Raw genomic sequence first — 17,620 nt, 5'->3', positions numbered from 1 at the left:
AATGATCTAAAAGCTTAAACTATCAATTTGTCAATGTCTTAACTTAATGACATTGGATTATTAATCGCAGAATCTTTTTTGAATTATTAATTGGCGTAATTACTCAGCTGTGTTTTCATCGCTAATAACGATCTTATTATCGACAACATCTGCCTTAAGATTCTTGCTATCAGTGTGATCAAGCTTGAAGTCTGCAACGTTATCTTCGATTTCTTCTTGAATTGTTCGACGAAGTGGACGAGCACCTAAAGCAGGGTTGAATCCATCTTCAACTAATTTATCTTTAGCTGCGTCGGTAACATCAATGTACAAACCTTGATCCTTAACCATGTTGTTGGTGTTAGCAAGCATCAAGTCAACAATCTTAAGTAAGTCAGGTTTAGTCAATTCGTTGAATTCAATGACGTCATCAAGACGGTTAAGGAATTCAGGCTTGAAGAATTGACTCATGTTGTTTCTAGCTGATTCATTACTTTCGTCTTCATTTTCAGCAGCGAAACCAACGCTAGCATTCTTGATGCCTTGACCTGCGTTAGAAGTCATGATGATGATTGTATCTTTGAATGAAACAGTTCTACCTTGTGAATCAGTCAAACGACCATCATCTAAGATTTGCAAGAAGAGGTTCAAAACGTCTGGGTGAGCTTTTTCAATTTCGTCAAGCAAAATCAAGCTGTATGGGTTGTGACGAACTTGTTCAGTCAATTGACCAGCTTCTTCGTAGCCAACATAACCAGGAGCTGAACCAATCAACTTAGATACAGAATATTGTTCCATGTATTCAGACATATCGAAACGAATCATGGCATCTTCTGAACCGAACATTTGCTTAGCAAGTTGTTTGGCAAGCTCAGTCTTACCAACACCAGTAGGTCCTACGAATAAGAAGGAACCAATTGGACGACCTGATTTGTTAAAGCCGATTCTATTACGACGAATTGCACGAGCCACTTTTTCAACTGCCTTATCTTGACCAATGATATGAGCCTTTAAGTCACTGGCTAAGTTTTGCAATTGATTTTCTTCTTGCTTTTGAATATCGCCGACAGGGATGCCAGTCTTTTCTTCAACAATCTTATTCATAATCTTGTTGGTGATAACTGGAGACTTGTCTGGATCTACCTTTTGATCTTTAACTTTTTCGTATTTTTCAATTTGGTCGCGGTAGTAGGCTGCCTTTTCGTAATCTTCATTCTTTAAGGCTTCTTCTTTTAGTTGCTCAGCTGCATTGATTCTTTCTTGCATTTTATCCTTATCAATATAAGGAATAGTTAAGTTCATTCTTGAACCAGCTTCATCTAACAAGTCAATGGCTTTGTCAGGTAAAAATCTGTCTTGAATGTAACGAGCTGATAATTTAGCAGCTGCTTCAATTGCATCATCTGTATAATGAACGTGGTGGTAATCTTCGTAGCGTTGTTGAATACCTTTCAGAATCCTAATAGTTTCATCAATAGAAGGTTCTTTTACTTCAACGGGTTGGAATCTACGTGCTAAAGCAGAATCTTTTTCAATGTCGCGGTATTCCTTGATAGTAGTAGCACCAACTAATTGGAGTTCACCACGAGCTAAGGCTGGTTTGATGATGTTACCAGCATCCATACCGCCTTCAGCGTTACCTGCACCAACAATTTCGTGAATTTCATCAATGAATAAAATGATGTCATCACTTTGTTGTAATTCTTTGATTAATTGCTCCATCCGTTGTTCAAATTGACCACGAATTCCAGTACCTTGAACAAGTGAAACTACATTTAATGATATGATTCTTTTATTTTGTAATTTAGCTGGGACAGAACCATCAACGATTTCTTGTGCTAATCCTTCAACTACGGCTGTTTTACCAACACCTGCTTCACCGATTAAAACAGGGTTGTTTTTAGTTCTTCTATTTAAAATCTCAATTACACGAGCGATTTCTTTATCACGGCCGATAACTGGATCGATTTTTCCTTTTTTAGCAAGAGCAGTTAAATCAGTACCGTATTGGTCAAGGAGACTTTTACCACCTTGATTGCCGTTACCATTTCCTCCGCCCATTTGCATTCTTGGATTATTTCCGTTCATATTATTTGCGGCATTGTTGTTATTTCCGTTTAAAGCGTTGAATAAATCATCAAAGTCGCCAAAAAATTCATTGTTATTATTCATATTTTCTAGATTTCCTTGTTGATTTCTTAATTCTTGATAGCATTGTTGACATAAATCAATTTCTCGGCTTTGGCCATTTACCTTAGTAAAGAGGTGAATGGAGGCTGGCCGTTTATGACAATTTTGACAAAGCAAAATGCATGACCGCCTTTCATTTAAGTTGTAACAAAATTATATTATTAGCACTCTTAGTAGTCAAGTGCTAAGCTCTACATTTCTTACTTAATGTAAGAAACACATAAAATAATAATATTTTTGAAAAATTACCATAAATAGTAGAATAAATAATGAAAAAATTATAAAATTTAAAAAGTGTGGTGATATTTTTGGATTATCAAAAGATTTTAGATCAATTGGTGTCTGGAGAGCTTAAAGAATATAAGGTAGAGCCTGAAGATGCCTTTGATTTACAGAAAACTATTAGAAATTATGGCAAAAGACAATATATTACCGGCAGAGCTGAAAGAGGCGGTGCTATTGTATATACCGCTACGAACACTGACGATTGAATAATGTAAACTGTTACATTATTGTTGTCTAAACTGTAAAAACATGATAATCTAATACCTGAATGGGTATTTATTACCAGTTTAATTTTTTCAATTTAAAGGAGATATTTATAATGGAAAAACGCGATTTTCATATTATTGCAGAAACAGGTATTCATGCACGTCCAGCTACTCTTTTAGTACAAGCTGCTTCAAAGTTCGGTTCAGATGTTAACTTGGAATACAACGGCAAGTCAGTAAACTTGAAGTCAATCATGGGTGTTATGTCACTTGGTGTTGGCCAAAATGCTGATGTTACTATCACTGCTGAAGGTGACGATGAAAAAGACGCATTGGACGCAATTGCCGACACTATGAAAAAAGAAGGTTTAGCTGAATAATGACCAAGACTTTAAAAGGAATTGCTGCTAGTGATGGTATTGCCATTGCTCCAGCATATCTTCTTGTGGAGCCTGATCTTTCATTTTCAAAGTCTTCAGTTGATGATGTTGAAGCTGAAGTAGCTCGTTACAAGGATGCTATTAAGACTTCAACTACTGAAGTTGAAAAGGTTCGTGATGTTGCCAAGAAGAGCTTGGGTGAAGAAGAATCTCAAGTTTTTGAAGCTCACTTAATGATTTTGAATGATCCAGAATTTACTGGTGCCATTGAGAATGAAATTAAGGATTCAAAGATCAATGCAGAAGCTGCATTAGATGAAACTGCACAAAAGTTCATCCAAATTTTTGAAAGTATGACTGATAATCCTTACATGCAAGAACGTGCTGCCGATGTACGCGATGTTTCTAAGCGTATTATGGCTCACTTACTTGGTAAGGAATTACCAAACCCAGCTTCAATTGACCATGAAGTAATCGTTGTTGCTCATGATTTGACTCCAAGTGATACTGCACAACTTAACAAGAAATACGTTAAGGGCTTTATTACTGATATTGGTGGTCGTACTGCTCACTCAGCAATCATGGCACGTTCACTTGAATTACCAGCCGTAGTTGGTACTGATTCAATTACTAAGGACGTTAAGAACGGCGACATGTTAATTGATGATGGTCTTGATGGTGTAGCTATTATTGATCCTAGTGATGATCAAGTAGCTGACTACAAGAAGAAGGGTGAAGCTTTCTTAAAGCAAAAGGCTGAATGGAAGAAATTGAAGGATGAACCTTCAGTAACTGTCGATGGTAAGCAATTTACTATTGCAGCCAACATCGGTACTCCTAATGATATGCCAGGTGTACATGAAAACGGTGCAGAAGCTGTTGGTTTGTACAGAACTGAATTCTTGTACATGGATTCATCAAACTTCCCAACTGAAGATGATCAATTCGAAGCTTACAAGAAAGTTATCGAAGGCATGAACGGCAAGCAAGTTATCATCAGAACAATGGATATTGGTGGTGACAAGCACCTAGATTACTGGGACTTGCCAGATGAAATGAACCCATTCTTAGGTGTACGTGCTATTCGTCTTTCACTTAAGAACGAAAAGATTTTCCGTACCCAATTAAGAGCTTTGCTTCGTGCATCAGCATACGGTAAGCTTGGTATTATGTTCCCAATGATTGGTACATTGGCTGAACTTCGTCAAGCTAAGGCTATCTTAAATGATGAAAAGCAAAAGCTTGTTGAAAAGGGCGTTAAGATCGGTGACGACTTGCAAGTTGGTATGATGATCGAAGTTCCTGCAGCTGCTGTTTTAGCAGATCAATTCGCTAAGGAAGTTGACTTCTTCTCAATTGGTACTAACGACTTGATCCAATACACTATGGCTGCTGACCGTGGTAACGATAACCTATCATACTTGTACCAACCATATAACCCATCAGTACTTCGTTTGATTAAGCACACTATTGATTCTGCTCATGAAAATGGTATCTGGTGTGGTATGTGTGGTGAAGCTGCCGGTGATAACACCATGTTCCCAATCTTACTTTCAATGGGACTTGATGAATACTCAATGAGTGCAACTTCAATCTTACGTATCAGAAGCTTAATGAAGAAGTTTGATACTAAGGATCTTAAGGAATTGGCTAACGAGGCATGCTTCGTTTCAGAAACTGCTGAAGAAAATGAAAAGTTAGTTAATGACTTAATGAAGAAGATCGACAAATAAATTCATATTTTGAATTGAGAAAAGAGACCGAAAGGTCTCTTTTTTCATATTTAAATATTTTAAACAAAACATACAATTTCTTCACAAATAATTCACGTTTTATCTTTAGAATATAAAGAGAAGTTAACATAAAAGATAAAATGAGTACTTACAAAAAAGAAGTTAGTATGTTATACTAATAGTAAGATTAAGAACGTATACAAATATTTGTTCTGAGGAGCGTGATTTTTATGGTAGATTTATATGTTTCGCCTAGTTGTACTTCATGTCGTAAGGCACGAGCTTGGCTTGAAAAGCATGATATTCCATTTAAGGAAAGAAACATTTTTTCGGAGCCTTTGACTAAAAAAGAGATATTAAAAATTCTACGTATGACTGAAAATGGTACTGAAGAAATCATTTCTACCCGCTCAAGAGCTTTTCAACAATTAAAAATAAATTTGGATGATTTATCAATTGATCAGTTACTTGATTTAGTAGAAAAGAATCCAAGCTTGTTAAGAAGACCAATTATTATGGATGATCGTCGACTTCAAGTAGGATATAATGAAGACGAAATTCGTCGTTTCTTACCACGTAAGGTTCGTCGATTAGAATTGGCTGAAGCCCAAAAAATTGCAGATTTATAATATGGAAGAGTGTTAGTAATGATGCTAACACTTTTATTTTAGATAAAAAATAGGCTACAATAGGTTATATAATTCGTGGAGGAGATATCCTGTGCAAGTAGATCATATCAATGAAAATACAATAAGAGTTAGAATTAATAAAAATGAATTAGCTCATCGTGGATTGAAGGTTTTAGATTTATTGGGGGATAAACAAAAAATACAGCAATTCTTCTACTCCATTCTTTCAGAGGTAGATACTGATCATACCTTTACTCAAGGAGTACCTGTAACTTTTCAGGTAATGCCTAACAATGGCGGTCTTGACTTGATGATTACCAAGATTAAGCCTGACGATGCTGATAATCTCCGTCAAATGATAGAGCCAATGAATAGTGAGACTAATCAAACACAGGCAGAGCCCGATTCAAGAAGAAGTTTCTTTGACCTTGATCCGAAAGATGATGTAAATACTGAACTTGATCCAATAAAAGAAGAAAAGCTTGAATCATCTAATCAGGAGAACGCAGTTAATATTCAATATTGGAAATTCCAAAATCATCATTCCTACAGCTTTGATGAGTTAGGAAATCTAGTTGAATTAGCGGATAGTTTGAAAGTAAGTGATCTGGCTTCAAGTTTGTATTATTTACGGGGTAAATACTACTTGAAGTTAGCATTTTTAGATGAAAATTATGCTGAACTTAAGCCAGCTGATGCTTGGGCTATTGCTAATGAATACGGAATCAAGATTGATGATAAAGAAATGAAGACGGTAAAGGAAACTGGAAAATGTTTGTTGAACCGTGATGCTCTTGATTATATTCGCTATTACTTTCTTCAAAAGCAATAATTAAGATTTTATAAAGAAAAAGAGACGTTAGAAAAAAACGTCTCTTTTTTACGTAATAAAACATGGGTGAAGAAATATGTATGCAGCCATGTTGAATAAAAAAATAGTATTAGCCGTTAGTGAAGCGAATATGGTTAATACCGGTCAAAAAAATTTAAATATAGATGATTATCGTTGTCCACACTGTCATAAAAAAGTAATTTTAATTATTTCAGAACAAAAGGCAGCCTTTTTTAAGCATTTAACTAGTTATAGCAATGCGATGGGAGAAAAAGAGGAACATCATCAATCTAAGATGCTGTTGAAAGCCGCGCTTACTGCGGCCGGATTCAACGCGCAAGTTGAGATACCGTTAGCTGATGGTCAGCTAAGAGCAGACGTTTTAGCTTCAGAAAAATTAGCCTTTGAAGTTCAATGTGCACCGCTAAGTGATACTGAATTTAGACATCGACATTTATTATATTCTGAAATAGGAGTAACCGATATTTGGATTGTGGGACAAAGGCATTATTTAAAGAAGAAACTAAAACATACTCAGTCGATCTTTTTTAGAAAGAATAAATTGTGGGGAAATTATTATCTGGAAATTAATCCTAAAAAGAATGTGTTTTGCTTAAAATATAATGTTTTACAGGAACCGGTAACGAATAATCTTCATTACCAAGTAAAATATTTTGCTTTAGATGAATTAGATATGAAGATCTTTTGGCATTTTAAGCCTATAAAAAGAGACTATCCAATTAATATAAATAATCAAAAAAAATATTTAAGAAGACAGTTAGCACAGAAAACAAAGCTCGGATTAAAAATAGGCGAGTTACTTTATTGCAAGGGGCTAACTGTGGATAGTCTGCCAGATGAAGTGTTTAGTACTTGGCGTAATCCTGGTGAAGTAGATTCTGTCACTAAATTTTTGCAAAAATAAAACGCCTATTAAATAAGGCGTAAGTGGTTTTGTTGCGGCATAAAATTTGAAAAGCAATTTTGATAATCAGGTAGAAGCAAATTAACTAAATCCTCATGTGCAACGGGACCTTCTAGAAGGACACCATTTTGTTCATTATCCTCATTGAACAAAACAATTGTTGGTGTAGCTTTAATGTTCCATTGATTAGCTAATTTTTGATCTTCCTCGATTGAACTCCGTACATAACTGCTTTTCTTGATTGCATTAATTGTATTAGCTTTAATGTTAAGCTTAGTAGCAATTTTTTCTAACAATTTAGGATTGTAAGCTGAAGCATCATGACTTAAATTCTTTTGCAGTTCATATAAAAATTCACGTGCTTTTTTATTACCATATTTAAGTTTAATAGCATGGTAATTTTCTAGCGCATCATAAGTTGCTTTAGAAAAAGTACTGATGTCTGGCAGCTTTTGTGCATCCTTACGACGCCTAATAGCGTCATCATTTACTAAACAAACATTAGCAATAGGAATATAGTGATAACAAACGTCAATTCCAAGTTCATCAACGGTGTTGCGAATTTGTTTTTCCGTATCATAACAGTAAATTCCTATTGGATTAATGAATAGAAAAATCTCGAACATACTCTCGACCCCTTTGGTGATTTACTATTGATACTTTAGCAAGAAACAAAAAAAGTGACAAAAAATATGCCTTATTTTGTATATGTTATTTTTTGTGAATACTTGCTCGAGCAATTTTACTTTGGTTAGTATTGCTAGAATTCTGCTTAAAATTGTAATCGCTTTCCAGCTTAGCTAGGACATTAGTTATTAAAACTGGATCATCATTCTCGATTTCTAATTCAAAGTCTTCATAGCCATCTGGATAAGAAGTTGCATCTAATGTTAATTCACAATCTTGTGGTCCATTCATTAAGATACGTCTAGTTTTGCTCCAGGTGAAAAGTGAAAGAGCGTCTTGTTCCTTAGCAAAATGTGCACTGAGGTATTGACCAATATTACCGTGAAAGGTAAAGTGCCTTTTTGCTACCAATTCTTTAGCTTGCGCATGAGTTAAATTATCGTTAATTTCAATAACTTCATGATAATTTTTTTGAACTGGATTAGGATCAGGCACTTTCATTGTTTGTTCGGCATGATCGCTATAAATTCTGATTCGCAAACTAATATGGTGCTTTTTTAATAATTTATCAGGTGTATCAAAATAATAATTCTCTTGTACAAAATCACTTTTTACAGGAAAATCACTGACTATTTTTTGATAAGTCTCTTTATGTAAAAGTGTTTTAGCTTCGATTTCTCGATTTTTGCTCATAAGTTTAAAACCTCCGAATCCATAAATTATTATAATAGTTAGGAAAAAATATTTAAATCAGTTCAGATTATAATCTTTAACATGGTAAAATGTGTTTGTTTACTAAGAAAGGATGTTTTCTCATGGAAGTAGATTGGGATAACTTCTTGTGGCCTTATAATGAAGCTGTACGCGAGTTAAAGGTTAAATTTCGTTCCCTTAGACAAGGCTTTTTAACTAGGGGAGAACATTCACCAATTGAATTTGTAATTGGTAGGGTGAAGACAGTAGATTCTATTAAAGAAAAAATGACGAGACGGGTAATTAGCCCAGATGTCATTGAAACTGATATGCAAGATATTGCCGGTATACGTATTGTGACACAATTTGTGGACGATATTTATAAGGTGGTAGACTTAATTCATTCACGTGATGATATGGAAGTAGTAGAAGAGCGTGATTATATTCAAAATGCTAAACCTTCAGGCTATCGTTCATATCATATGGTAATTAACTATACAGTTTACTTGCCAGAAGGACCTAAAAAGTTAATTGCGGAAATTCAGATTAGAACTTTAGCAATGAATTTTTGGGCTACTGTTGAACATACTTTAAATTATAAATACCAAGGTGCTTATCCAGAGGATATTTCAAAACGACTTAAGTCAACCGCAGAAGCTGCGTATAAGCTAGATGAAGAAATGTCTTCTATTAAGGATGAGGTCCAAGAAGCTCAAAAGATTTTTACCAAAAATAAAGGCAAGGAAAAGTCATGAAAGTAACAATAGCGCATAATAACTATGATAAGACTTTAGAGACAGTGGCCTATCTTAAGAAGCTATTGCAAAAGAAGAATGTCATTTTTGACGCTAAATATCCAGATGTAGTAATTACAGTCGGCGGAGATGGTACTTTAATCAACGCTTTTCATCGTTATGAGAATCAGGTTGATTCAGTACGTTTTATAGGTGTGCACACAGGACACTTAGGTTTTTATACTGATTGGCGTAATTATGATATTGATAAAATGGTTGATGCGCTTTTATTAACCAAAGATCAACCGGCTAAGTACCCCTTGCTTGAAATTAAAATGTTAACTGAGTCGGGCGATACTCGTTATCATTTGGCTGTAAATGAATCAGCGGTTAAAAGAATATCACATACGCTTGAAGCAGATGTTTATATTGATGATGAAATATTTGAAAATTTTAGAGGCGATGGTTTATGTGTTTCTACGCCAACGGGCTCAACCGCTTATAGCAAATCGCTGGGCGGGGCTGTAATTCATCCGCGATTAAAAGCTTTGCAAATGACAGAGATCGCTTCAATCAATAATCGTGTATTTAGAACATTATCTGCGCCAATTGTAATCGCACCCGATCAATGGATTACGATTGTGCCTAACGCTGATCATTTTGTAATGACTGTGGATGGGGCAAGAATCGATGTTAAAAATGCCAAAAAAATAGAATATCGTATTTCTAAGCACTCAATTCAGTTTGATCAGTTTGGTCATCACCATTTTTGGGCGCGTGTACAAAATGCGTTTATTAAGGATAACGAGGGTAATGACAAGTTTATTTAAATTAATTGTACAAGAAAAAGATCCCAAAAAATTGGGCTCTTTTTTGTTAAAGAATGGTTTCTCGCATCAGGCTTTGATTAAGGCAAGACATCATCACGGAATGATTTTGGTAAATCATAAGCGAAGATATTTAAGTTTTCATTTACGGACTGGGGATGAAGTTATTTTTGTTAGTGGTGAAGAAAAGAAAAATCAATTTTTGAAGCCATCTAATAATCCGGTAGATCCAGTTTTAGAGACTAAAAATTATATTGTGCTAAATAAACCAGCTGGGGTTTTATCAATCCCGTCTAGATATGAAGATAACGATGCTATTGTAAATAGATTAATGGGCTATTTTTCGAGTCAAAATGAAAAGGATTTAAAGCCTCATGTGATTACTCGTTTGGACCGAGATACTTCTGGTTTAGTATTAGTTGGAAAGAATGCTGTTGCGCATGCTCGTTTTAGCAAAATTGGTAAAGAGCAGTTTATTAAAAAGTATCACGCTATTGTTCATGGGAATTTTGCGAAAGATGAGTTAGCTGGATTAATTGATGAACCGATCGGTAAAGAAGGCGACGGTGTAAAAAGAGCCGTAGTAGCAAGCGGAAAAAAAGCACAGACGTGTTATCGTGTGCTTAGCCAAGTTAAAGGGGCTAGTCTAGTAGAATTACGCCTGTTAACAGGTAGAACGCATCAGATAAGGGTTCATATGGCTTATTTAGGCCATCCACTTTTTGGTGATCCCTTATATGGCATTGATGACGATTTTTCCCGGCAAGCATTAAATTGTTTTTATTTAGCTTTCCCTGATCCATTTGATAATGAAAAAAAGCGAGTAATTGAAATCAAAGATCCACAAGACATGTCGAAGTTATGGCAAAAATTAGTTAATTAATAAAAATTTTTAAAATCATTAGGATAAACTATTAAAATACTTGCATAAAGAAAGCGCATTCTTTAGAATGATAAGTGCAATATAAAACTATACTTATACAGAAAAGAGGATACCTTTATGTATTATTCCAATGGTAATTATGAAGCTTTTGCAGATCCTAAAAAGCCTGAAGGCGTAGACAATAAGTCTGCTTATATTATCGGTAGCGGTCTAGCTGGCCTTTCTGCAGCTGTCTTCTTGGTTCGTGATGCTCAAATGAAAGGTGAGAATATTCATATCTTGGAAGAATTGCCAGTAGCTGGTGGTTCACTTGACGGTGCTAAACGTCCAAACGCTGGCTTCGTTGTCCGTGGTGGACGTGAAATGGAGAATCACTTTGAATGTTTATGGGATATGTATCGCTCAATTCCAAGTTTGGAAATTCCAGGTGCTTCTTATCTTGATGAGTATTATTGGCTTGATAAAGAAGACCCTAACTCCTCAAATTGCCGTTTGATTTATAACCGTGGTGATCGTCTTCCAAGTGATGGTCAATACGGTTTAGGCAAATGTACTAATGAAATTGTTAAATTAATCATGACACCAGAAAAGAAACTTGAAGGAGAAACTATTGAGGAATTCTTTAGCGATGACTTCTTTAAGACTAACTTCTGGTCATACTGGTCAACAATGTTTGCTTTCGAAAAATGGCACTCAGTAGCCGAAATGCGCCGTTATGCAATGCGCTTTATTCACCACATTGATGGTTTGCCAGACTTTACCGCTTTGAAATTTAACAAGTATAACCAATATGAATCAATGGTAAAACCACTCTTGGCATACTTAAAAGATCATGGTGTTAAATTTGAATATGATTGTCACGTTCAAAATGTAGAAGTTGATCATGATGGCAAGCAAAAGATTGCTAAGAAGATCATTATGACTCAAAATGGCAAGGAAACAGAAGTTCCATTGACTCCAAATGACATCGTATTTATTACTAATGGTTCAATTACTGAGAGTTCAACTTACGGTGATCAAAATACCCCAGCTCCAATTACACATGCTAAAGGTAGTTCCTGGAAGTTATGGGAAAATTTGGCAAAGCAAGATCCAGACTTTGGTCACCCAGATGTCTTCTGTGAAAACTTACCAGAACGTAGCTGGTTTGTTTCCGCAACTACTACTTTGAAGAATAAGAAATTAGCTCCATACTTTGAACGTTTGACTAAACGTAGTCTTTATGATGGCAAAGTTAATACTGGTGGTATTATCACGATTGTCGATTCTAACTGGGAGCTTAGCTTTACTATTCACCGTCAACCACACTTCAAGAGTCAAAATCCAGATGAAATTGTAGTTTGGATTTATGCACTTTATTCAGACACTGAAGGTAATTACATTAAGAAGAGAGTGGTTGACTGCAGCGGTAAGGAAATTGCCGAGGAACTTTTGTATCACTTAGGTGTTCCAGAAAGTCAAATTAGTGAATTAGCTAGTGAAGAAAACATGAATACTGTTCCTGTTTACATGCCATACATTACTAGTTACTTCATGCCAAGACATAGCGGTGACCGTCCAGCCGTTGTACCAGATGGTTCTGTCAACATCGCCTTTATTGGTAACTTTGCGGAGTCGCCAACAAGAGATACCGTATTTACTACTGAATATTCAGTCAGAACGGCTATGGAAGCTGTTTATACGCTTTTGAATGTTGACCGTGGTGTTCCTGAAGTATTTGATTCAATTTACGATATTCGTCAACTCTTGCGGGCAATGTACTACATGTCAGACAAGAGGAAGCTGGCTGATCAAGACATGCCACTCCCTGAAAAATTAGCTCTTAAGACAGGGATGCGCAAGATTAAGAAGACTTGGGTAGAAGAATTGTTAAAAGAAGCTAACTTGATGTAGTTTTAATGCAAAAAGAAAAAAGCTTGATTTTTATCAAGCTTTTTTTGTATGCTTCTTAACGCGCTTCATAATAAATAAAATCGCTGCAGCTATTAGGGCAACGGCCACAATCATGACTGCTGCCTTAATAATTCTGCTGGTGTCAAGATGCAAAATTGAGTCGCCACCATAAGCATAAAGATAAGCAAATGGACTTACCCCGATCACAATCGGAATCAATTGCTTTTTGAAATCATTTTTATTAATCAAAATATTGACATAGCTAACGGTTGCACTTGGAATAAATGGGATGAGATAGCCAATAGTTAGAGCGACCATCGGATATTTTTGTGTAGTTAACAATTTGTAGATCTTACTATTAGACATATGTTTAATGTCATATAGTTTGTGCAAAAACTGCATCAAGATGATTTGTCCTAAAATATCACTAATCCAGTTAACAATAAAGCCAAATGCTGGACCATACAGGATTCCATTCAAAACACAGAAGATACCATTAGATAAGCCGGGAATTGCCACACAAATGGCATTTAAAATAAAAAGAAAAGCTAAATCTTCGATCCCGTGGCTACGAACCATTTTAATTAACAATTCTTCATTATGGTGATCAAAATGAACTAGTAATTTTAATTCTGGTAGATAGCTTAAATATAATTTATATAAAAGCAATAATCCTAAAATTCCACCTAGAATAAATAGTATGATACGAATAATCTTTTGTTTCACTTGGTCACCTTCTTATTAATTCAGTTCTGCTTATGTCTATTTTACTTTAAATTTATGAAATGAAAAAGCCATGACTAGCATGTCATGGTTATTTTTCATTATGAGTTATTTGGTGAAAAGTACGCGAGTGCCTTCAGGAACAGGAATTTCTGTTTGAATTGGAGTTAAAGTTCCATTACCGCCATTTCTGATATACAAGGTAGCGTTATCTGTATTTTGATTTGCAGCTACTACGTATTTTTGATCGGCATCCCAGTTGAAGTCACGAGGGAAATCACCAAATGTAGAAATGCGCTGAACTAAGCTTAGGGTGTGGTCATCATTAATCTTAAAGACGGTGATAGAATTGTGGCCTCTGTTGGAGTTATAAACATATTTACCATCTTTACTAATGTAAAGTGCTGCGGCACCATTGTGTTCAGTAAAATCTTCTGGAATGGTCTTGTATGTAGCGATATTTTCGAAGTCCCAAGTGTCTTCATTAAATTTAACTACGTTGATTTTGCTAGATAATTCACCAACAACGTAGAAGTAGTTACCATCTTTTGAAAAGACGATGTGGCGAGTTCCAAAACCAGCTTCATTTTTATATTGAGCTAGGTGATGTAACTTGCCGTTTTCTAACCGGTAGAAGTCGACAGTGTCATTACCTAAATCGCAGCTAACTAAATTACCTGCGGGTGTTTCATCGAAGAAGTGTGGGTGAGGGCCATCGACTTGTTCTGAACGTGGGCCCAATGTTTCGGCCTTGTGAGTGACTTGATCGAGTAATTCTAACTTGCCGCTTTTATTGTAGTGGAATACAGATAAAACGGCGGTGTGGTAATTTGCGGTATAGATAAGCTTTTGATCGCGATCAATACCAACATATGCTGGTGAAGCGCCAGGTGTTAAATAGCGATCGACTTCACTTGAACCATGTTCACCTAATTTAAAGACGCTGATACCACCTTCGTCACCTGCGTTGTTAATAGTAAAAATTAAATCGCCATCTTTTTGGAAATAAGTAGGGCCACCTACACTAATAATATTTTCGGCCTTGCCTAACTTAGCTCCATTATCTTCACCAGTAAAAGGCAATTCATAAATACCTTTAGAGGTCTTCTTAGTATAGCCACCGATTAAAACTTTCATATAATGCCTCCGATTTTTTAGAAAAAGTATTAACTGAGATAAGTATAGCATGGAAAATAATGAATCAGATTGTGACTTGTTCTCGTGAAAAGTGCTAGAGTAGGAAATATAAGGGAAAATAATAATTGTAAAAATGAGAAGGTGCGTATAGGATGGATGAAAATAAAATCCGTAAATTATATGCCCAGAATGAGGTTCAACAAGTTTTTACAAATTTGCAATCTTCTTCTTCTGGATTATCAGATGAGGAAGCCGCTAAGCGACTTAAAAAATATGGTACTAATACTATTCTATTAAAAAAGCCGCAGCTGAATCAGAATGGAAAACGTTTTTAAAAAACTTTTCTAGTATGATGGCAATTTTGCTTTGGATATCAGGGTTAATTGCAATAGTTTCCGGAACGTTAGAATTAGGAATTGCCATTTGGTTGGTTAATATTATCAATGGCTTATTTAGTTTTTGGCAGGAGCGAGCCGCCAAGCGGGCAACGGATACCTTAAACAATATGTTGCCCAGCTATGTAGAAGTGATTAGAAATGGCAAGAAAAAGCAAATAAATAGTAAAGAGCTAGTGCCGGGGGATGTTTTTGTTTTACAAGCTGGTAACTCAATCCCAGCCGATGCAAGAATTATTTCCGCCAGTTCAATGCAAGTAGATCAAAGTGCTTTGAATGGTGAATCTGTTCCAGAGTCTAAAACCACAAAGTATGATCCTGGTGAAGGTAGTTATGCTGAAAGCAATTTGGTCTACTCAGGCACAACTGTGGGAGCTGGCACTGCTAGAACAATTGCTTTTGCGACGGGTATGAATACAGAATTCGGTCGAATTGCAAGCTTGACGCAAAAACAAACGAAGACAAGCAGTCCTCTCACGGCAGAGCTTAATCGATTGACTAAGCAAATTTCGATTATTGCTATTACGATTGGACTTATATTTTTTATCGCAGCTATCTTCTTCGTAAAGTATCCTTTAGCTAAGGCTTTTATCTTTGCTTTGGGGATGATTGTTGCTTTTATTCCAGAAGGATTATTGCCAACGGTAACTTTAAGTCTAGCTCAAGGTGTTAAGCGGATGGCTAAAAAGCATGCGTTAGTGAAAGAATTGAATTCTGTTGAAACTTTAGGTGAAACGACAGTTATTTGCTCAGATAAAACCGGTACGTTGACGCAGAATCAAATGACAATTCACTACCTTTGGACACCAGCTCATGAATATCACGTTACTGGTAATGGCTATGTTAATAATGGTCAGATTGAGCTAAATACAAAACAATTATGGTATGAGGAAAATCCTGATTTACGTAAATTAGTTCAAATTGCAGCTTTGGATAATGATACTTCGGTTCAACCTAATAAAAAGGGTGGAAAGCCTAAGATTTTAGGTACACCAACCGAAGCTTCCTTGATTGTGATGGCAGAAAAAGCTGGATTTGATAAACAAAAAGTTTTAGTAAAATATCCTTGTTTGCGGGAATTGCCATTTGATTCTGATCGTAAAAGAATGTCAACTGTTCATCGTTGGGATGATACGCATTATATTGTTCTCACTAAAGGTTCTTATAGCGACACGATTAAGCAATGTGATCAAATCCAGGTTGATGGTAAAATTCGTCCGATGACTGAAGCAGATCGTCTTCGCGCTAAAAAGGCAAACGCTGATTATGCTTCTCGCGGATTGCGCAGTATGGTCCTCGCTTATAAAATAATCGATCATGGTGTCGATATTAATAAAATAAGTATTGCGGATGCGGAAAATTATTTGATCTTTGTGGGTTTAGCAACAATGAGCGATCCACCACGTCCAGAAATTTATGATGCAGTTAAACGTTGTCATCAGGCCAAAATTAGAATAATCATGGTAACTGGGGATTCAAAATTAACTGCTAAGTCAGTGGCTGTTCAAATTGGTTTAACTTCTGATCAAGCACGTGTAATTTCCGGTAATGAATTAGATCAAATGAGCGATGAAGAATTGCGTCATGCATTAAAAGATGAGGTAATCTTTGCCAGAGTTGCTCCAGAACAAAAATACCGCATTGTAAAGAATTGTCAGGCTAACGGTGAAGTTGTAGCTTCCACCGGTGATGGAGTTAATGATGCTCCGGCTTTAAAGCAAGCCGATATTGGAATTGCAATGGGAATGACTGGTACTGACGTGGCTAAAGATGCAGCCAATATGATTTTGACCGATGATAACTTCGCCTCGATTGTAGCTGCCATTGAAGAAGGACGTGCAGTTTATAGCAATATCCGCAAGTTCTTAACATATATTTTGACTTCTAATGTACCCGAAGCTATTCCGTCAGTGCTATTTCTTTTCTCGGCTGGATTAATTCCACTTCCTATGACAGTTATGCAAATTTTAACGGTTGATCTAGGTACCGATATGCTTCCAGCCTTAGGATTAGGTGCGGAAGCTGCCGATCAAGATGTTATGAAGCAACCACCACGTAAAAGATCAGAACATTTATTGAACAAGGGTGTTATTATTAAAGCCTTTTGCTGGTATGGTCTTTTATCAAGTATTATTTCTACAGCTGCCTATTTCTTTGTGAACTATCAAAATGGTTGGCCTAACGTAGCTTTGGCTGCTAATGGCTCAATTTATATGCGAGCTACAACTATGGCTTTAGGTGCAATTGTCTTCACTCAGGTGGCAAATGTATTAAATTGTAGAACTAATACAGTTTCTGTTTTTAAAAAGGGATTATTTGAGAATAAAAATATTTGGTACGGCATTATTTTTGAAATCATTCTATTCGTTATCTTGACTATTACACCAGGCATTCAGCAGGTGTTCAATACAACTATCTTGACTGCTAGTGATTGGCTATTCCTATTCTTGTTACCAATTCCTTTAGTATTATTAGATGAACTAAGAAAATGGTTGATGTATCATCACAAAAATATCTAATAATTTGGGCTGCTTAAGTTTTTAAGCTGC

15 protein-coding genes and 1 pseudogene are annotated in these 17,620 nt (G+C 35.9%); 11 read left to right on the top strand and 5 right to left on the bottom strand.

Annotated features, from left to right (window positions below; translation table 11 throughout):
* Nucleotides 1-99: 99 nt before the first annotated feature.
* Entirely contained in the window at nucleotides 100-2,286 is a 2,187-nt protein-coding gene (locus CP368_RS02780; protein ID WP_087175622.1) for an ATP-dependent Clp protease ATP-binding subunit, read from the bottom strand.
* A 191-nt stretch (nucleotides 2,287-2,477) separates the two neighbouring features.
* Between CP368_RS02780 and CP368_RS02775 the strand changes: the two genes are divergently transcribed.
* The 6 genes from CP368_RS02775 (at nucleotide 2,478) to CP368_RS02750 (ending at nucleotide 7,159) form a co-directional block, all read left to right on the top strand.
* The gene (locus CP368_RS02775; protein WP_014919161.1) at nucleotides 2,478-2,660 is read left to right on the top strand and encodes a hypothetical protein; all 183 of its coding nucleotides are present in this window, start codon (nucleotides 2,478-2,480) and stop codon (nucleotides 2,658-2,660) included.
* A 113-nt stretch (nucleotides 2,661-2,773) separates the two neighbouring features.
* Nucleotides 2,774-3,040 carry a phosphocarrier protein HPr gene (locus CP368_RS02770; RefSeq protein ID WP_005718606.1) on the top strand — a complete coding sequence of 89 codons (267 nt, stop codon included), beginning with the start codon at nucleotides 2,774-2,776 and terminating at the stop codon, nucleotides 3,038-3,040.
* The gene (gene ptsP, locus CP368_RS02765; RefSeq protein ID WP_098043758.1) at nucleotides 3,040-4,773 is read left to right on the top strand and encodes a phosphoenolpyruvate--protein phosphotransferase; all 1,734 of its coding nucleotides are present in this window, start codon (nucleotides 3,040-3,042) and stop codon (nucleotides 4,771-4,773) included. Before CP368_RS02770 ends, ptsP begins: the two co-directional genes overlap by 1 nt.
* Before the next feature lie 230 nt (nucleotides 4,774-5,003).
* Complete coding sequence (gene spx / locus CP368_RS02760) at nucleotides 5,004-5,402, top strand: transcriptional regulator Spx (protein WP_012211591.1); 399 nt, start codon at nucleotides 5,004-5,006, stop codon at nucleotides 5,400-5,402.
* 91 nt (nucleotides 5,403-5,493) lie between these two features.
* On the top strand, nucleotides 5,494-6,234 hold the full coding sequence (locus CP368_RS02755; RefSeq protein WP_098043757.1) for an adaptor protein MecA: 741 nt from the start codon (nucleotides 5,494-5,496) through the stop codon (nucleotides 6,232-6,234).
* 76 nt (nucleotides 6,235-6,310) lie between these two features.
* Nucleotides 6,311-7,159 carry a competence protein CoiA gene (locus CP368_RS02750; protein WP_098043756.1) on the top strand — a complete coding sequence of 283 codons (849 nt, stop codon included), beginning with the start codon at nucleotides 6,311-6,313 and terminating at the stop codon, nucleotides 7,157-7,159.
* Between the two features lie 8 nt (nucleotides 7,160-7,167).
* Here CP368_RS02750 and CP368_RS02745 read toward each other — a convergent pair whose 3' ends face one another.
* Together CP368_RS02745 and CP368_RS02740 are read right to left on the bottom strand one after the other, a co-directional pair.
* Nucleotides 7,168-7,785 (bottom strand): DsbA family protein, encoded by a 618-nt coding sequence (locus CP368_RS02745; RefSeq protein WP_087175626.1) that lies wholly within the window; start codon nucleotides 7,783-7,785, stop codon nucleotides 7,168-7,170.
* 85 nt (nucleotides 7,786-7,870) lie between these two features.
* Nucleotides 7,871-8,479, bottom strand: coding sequence for a CYTH domain-containing protein (locus CP368_RS02740; protein WP_098043755.1), 609 nt, complete (start codon nucleotides 8,477-8,479; stop codon nucleotides 7,871-7,873).
* Nucleotides 8,480-8,601: 122 nt separating this feature from the next.
* Here CP368_RS02740 and CP368_RS02735 point away from each other — a divergent pair, with 122 nt between their 5' ends.
* From CP368_RS02735 to CP368_RS02720, 4 genes are all read left to right on the top strand, one after another.
* Nucleotides 8,602-9,234 (top strand): GTP pyrophosphokinase family protein, encoded by a 633-nt coding sequence (locus CP368_RS02735; protein ID WP_056945575.1) that lies wholly within the window; start codon nucleotides 8,602-8,604, stop codon nucleotides 9,232-9,234.
* The gene (locus CP368_RS02730) at nucleotides 9,231-10,043 is read left to right on the top strand and encodes an NAD kinase (RefSeq protein ID WP_025005485.1); all 813 of its coding nucleotides are present in this window, start codon (nucleotides 9,231-9,233) and stop codon (nucleotides 10,041-10,043) included. Before CP368_RS02735 ends, CP368_RS02730 begins: the two co-directional genes overlap by 4 nt.
* Nucleotides 10,027-10,923 (top strand): RluA family pseudouridine synthase, encoded by an 897-nt coding sequence (locus tag CP368_RS02725; protein WP_098036852.1) that lies wholly within the window; start codon nucleotides 10,027-10,029, stop codon nucleotides 10,921-10,923. The genes CP368_RS02730 and CP368_RS02725 overlap by 17 nt, the downstream gene beginning before the upstream one ends.
* Nucleotides 10,924-11,040: 117 nt before the next feature.
* On the top strand, nucleotides 11,041-12,816 hold the full coding sequence (locus tag CP368_RS02720) for an oleate hydratase (RefSeq protein ID WP_098036853.1): 1,776 nt from the start codon (nucleotides 11,041-11,043) through the stop codon (nucleotides 12,814-12,816).
* A gap of 33 nt (nucleotides 12,817-12,849) precedes the next feature.
* Here CP368_RS02720 and CP368_RS02715 read toward each other — a convergent pair whose 3' ends face one another.
* Complete coding sequence (locus tag CP368_RS02715) at nucleotides 12,850-13,542, bottom strand: TVP38/TMEM64 family protein (protein ID WP_025005488.1); 693 nt, start codon at nucleotides 13,540-13,542, stop codon at nucleotides 12,850-12,852.
* A gap of 105 nt (nucleotides 13,543-13,647) precedes the next feature.
* Nucleotides 13,648-14,676 carry a lactonase family protein gene (locus CP368_RS02710; protein WP_098045737.1) on the bottom strand — a complete coding sequence of 343 codons (1,029 nt, stop codon included), beginning with the start codon at nucleotides 14,674-14,676 and terminating at the stop codon, nucleotides 13,648-13,650.
* Between the two features lie 152 nt (nucleotides 14,677-14,828).
* Between CP368_RS02710 and CP368_RS02705 the strand changes: the two are divergent.
* A pseudogene (locus CP368_RS02705) lies at nucleotides 14,829-17,590 on the top strand (cation-translocating P-type ATPase).
* Nucleotides 17,591-17,620: the final 30 nt, after the last annotated feature.

Origin of the sequence: Lactobacillus sp. UMNPBX17 (assembly GCF_002553735.1) — a bacterium.
GTDB lineage: Bacteria > Bacillota > Bacilli > Lactobacillales > Lactobacillaceae > Lactobacillus > Lactobacillus gallinarum.
This window is presented reverse-complemented; position numbering and strand designations above follow the sequence as displayed.

What these genes read in the sequence shown, in the direction of transcription:
- CP368_RS02770 (WP_005718606.1), top strand. Translation starts at nt 2,774, where the DNA reads ATGGAAAAACGCGATTTTCATATTATTGCAGAAACAGGTATTCATGCA.
- ptsP (WP_098043758.1), top strand. Translation starts at nt 3,040, where the DNA reads ATGACCAAGACTTTAAAAGGAATTGCTGCTAGTGATGGTATTGCCATT.
- spx (WP_012211591.1), top strand. Translation starts at nt 5,004, where the DNA reads ATGGTAGATTTATATGTTTCGCCTAGTTGTACTTCATGTCGTAAGGCA.
- CP368_RS02750 (WP_098043756.1), top strand. Translation starts at nt 6,311, where the DNA reads ATGTATGCAGCCATGTTGAATAAAAAAATAGTATTAGCCGTTAGTGAA.
- CP368_RS02745 (WP_087175626.1), bottom strand. Translation starts at nt 7,785, where the DNA reads ATGTTCGAGATTTTTCTATTCATTAATCCAATAGGAATTTACTGTTAT.
- CP368_RS02740 (WP_098043755.1), bottom strand. Translation starts at nt 8,479, where the DNA reads ATGAGCAAAAATCGAGAAATCGAAGCTAAAACACTTTTACATAAAGAG.
- CP368_RS02735 (WP_056945575.1), top strand. Translation starts at nt 8,602, where the DNA reads ATGGAAGTAGATTGGGATAACTTCTTGTGGCCTTATAATGAAGCTGTA.
- CP368_RS02730 (WP_025005485.1), top strand. Translation starts at nt 9,231, where the DNA reads ATGAAAGTAACAATAGCGCATAATAACTATGATAAGACTTTAGAGACA.
- CP368_RS02725 (WP_098036852.1), top strand. Translation starts at nt 10,027, where the DNA reads ATGACAAGTTTATTTAAATTAATTGTACAAGAAAAAGATCCCAAAAAA.
- CP368_RS02720 (WP_098036853.1), top strand. Translation starts at nt 11,041, where the DNA reads ATGTATTATTCCAATGGTAATTATGAAGCTTTTGCAGATCCTAAAAAG.
- CP368_RS02710 (WP_098045737.1), bottom strand. Translation starts at nt 14,676, where the DNA reads ATGAAAGTTTTAATCGGTGGCTATACTAAGAAGACCTCTAAAGGTATT.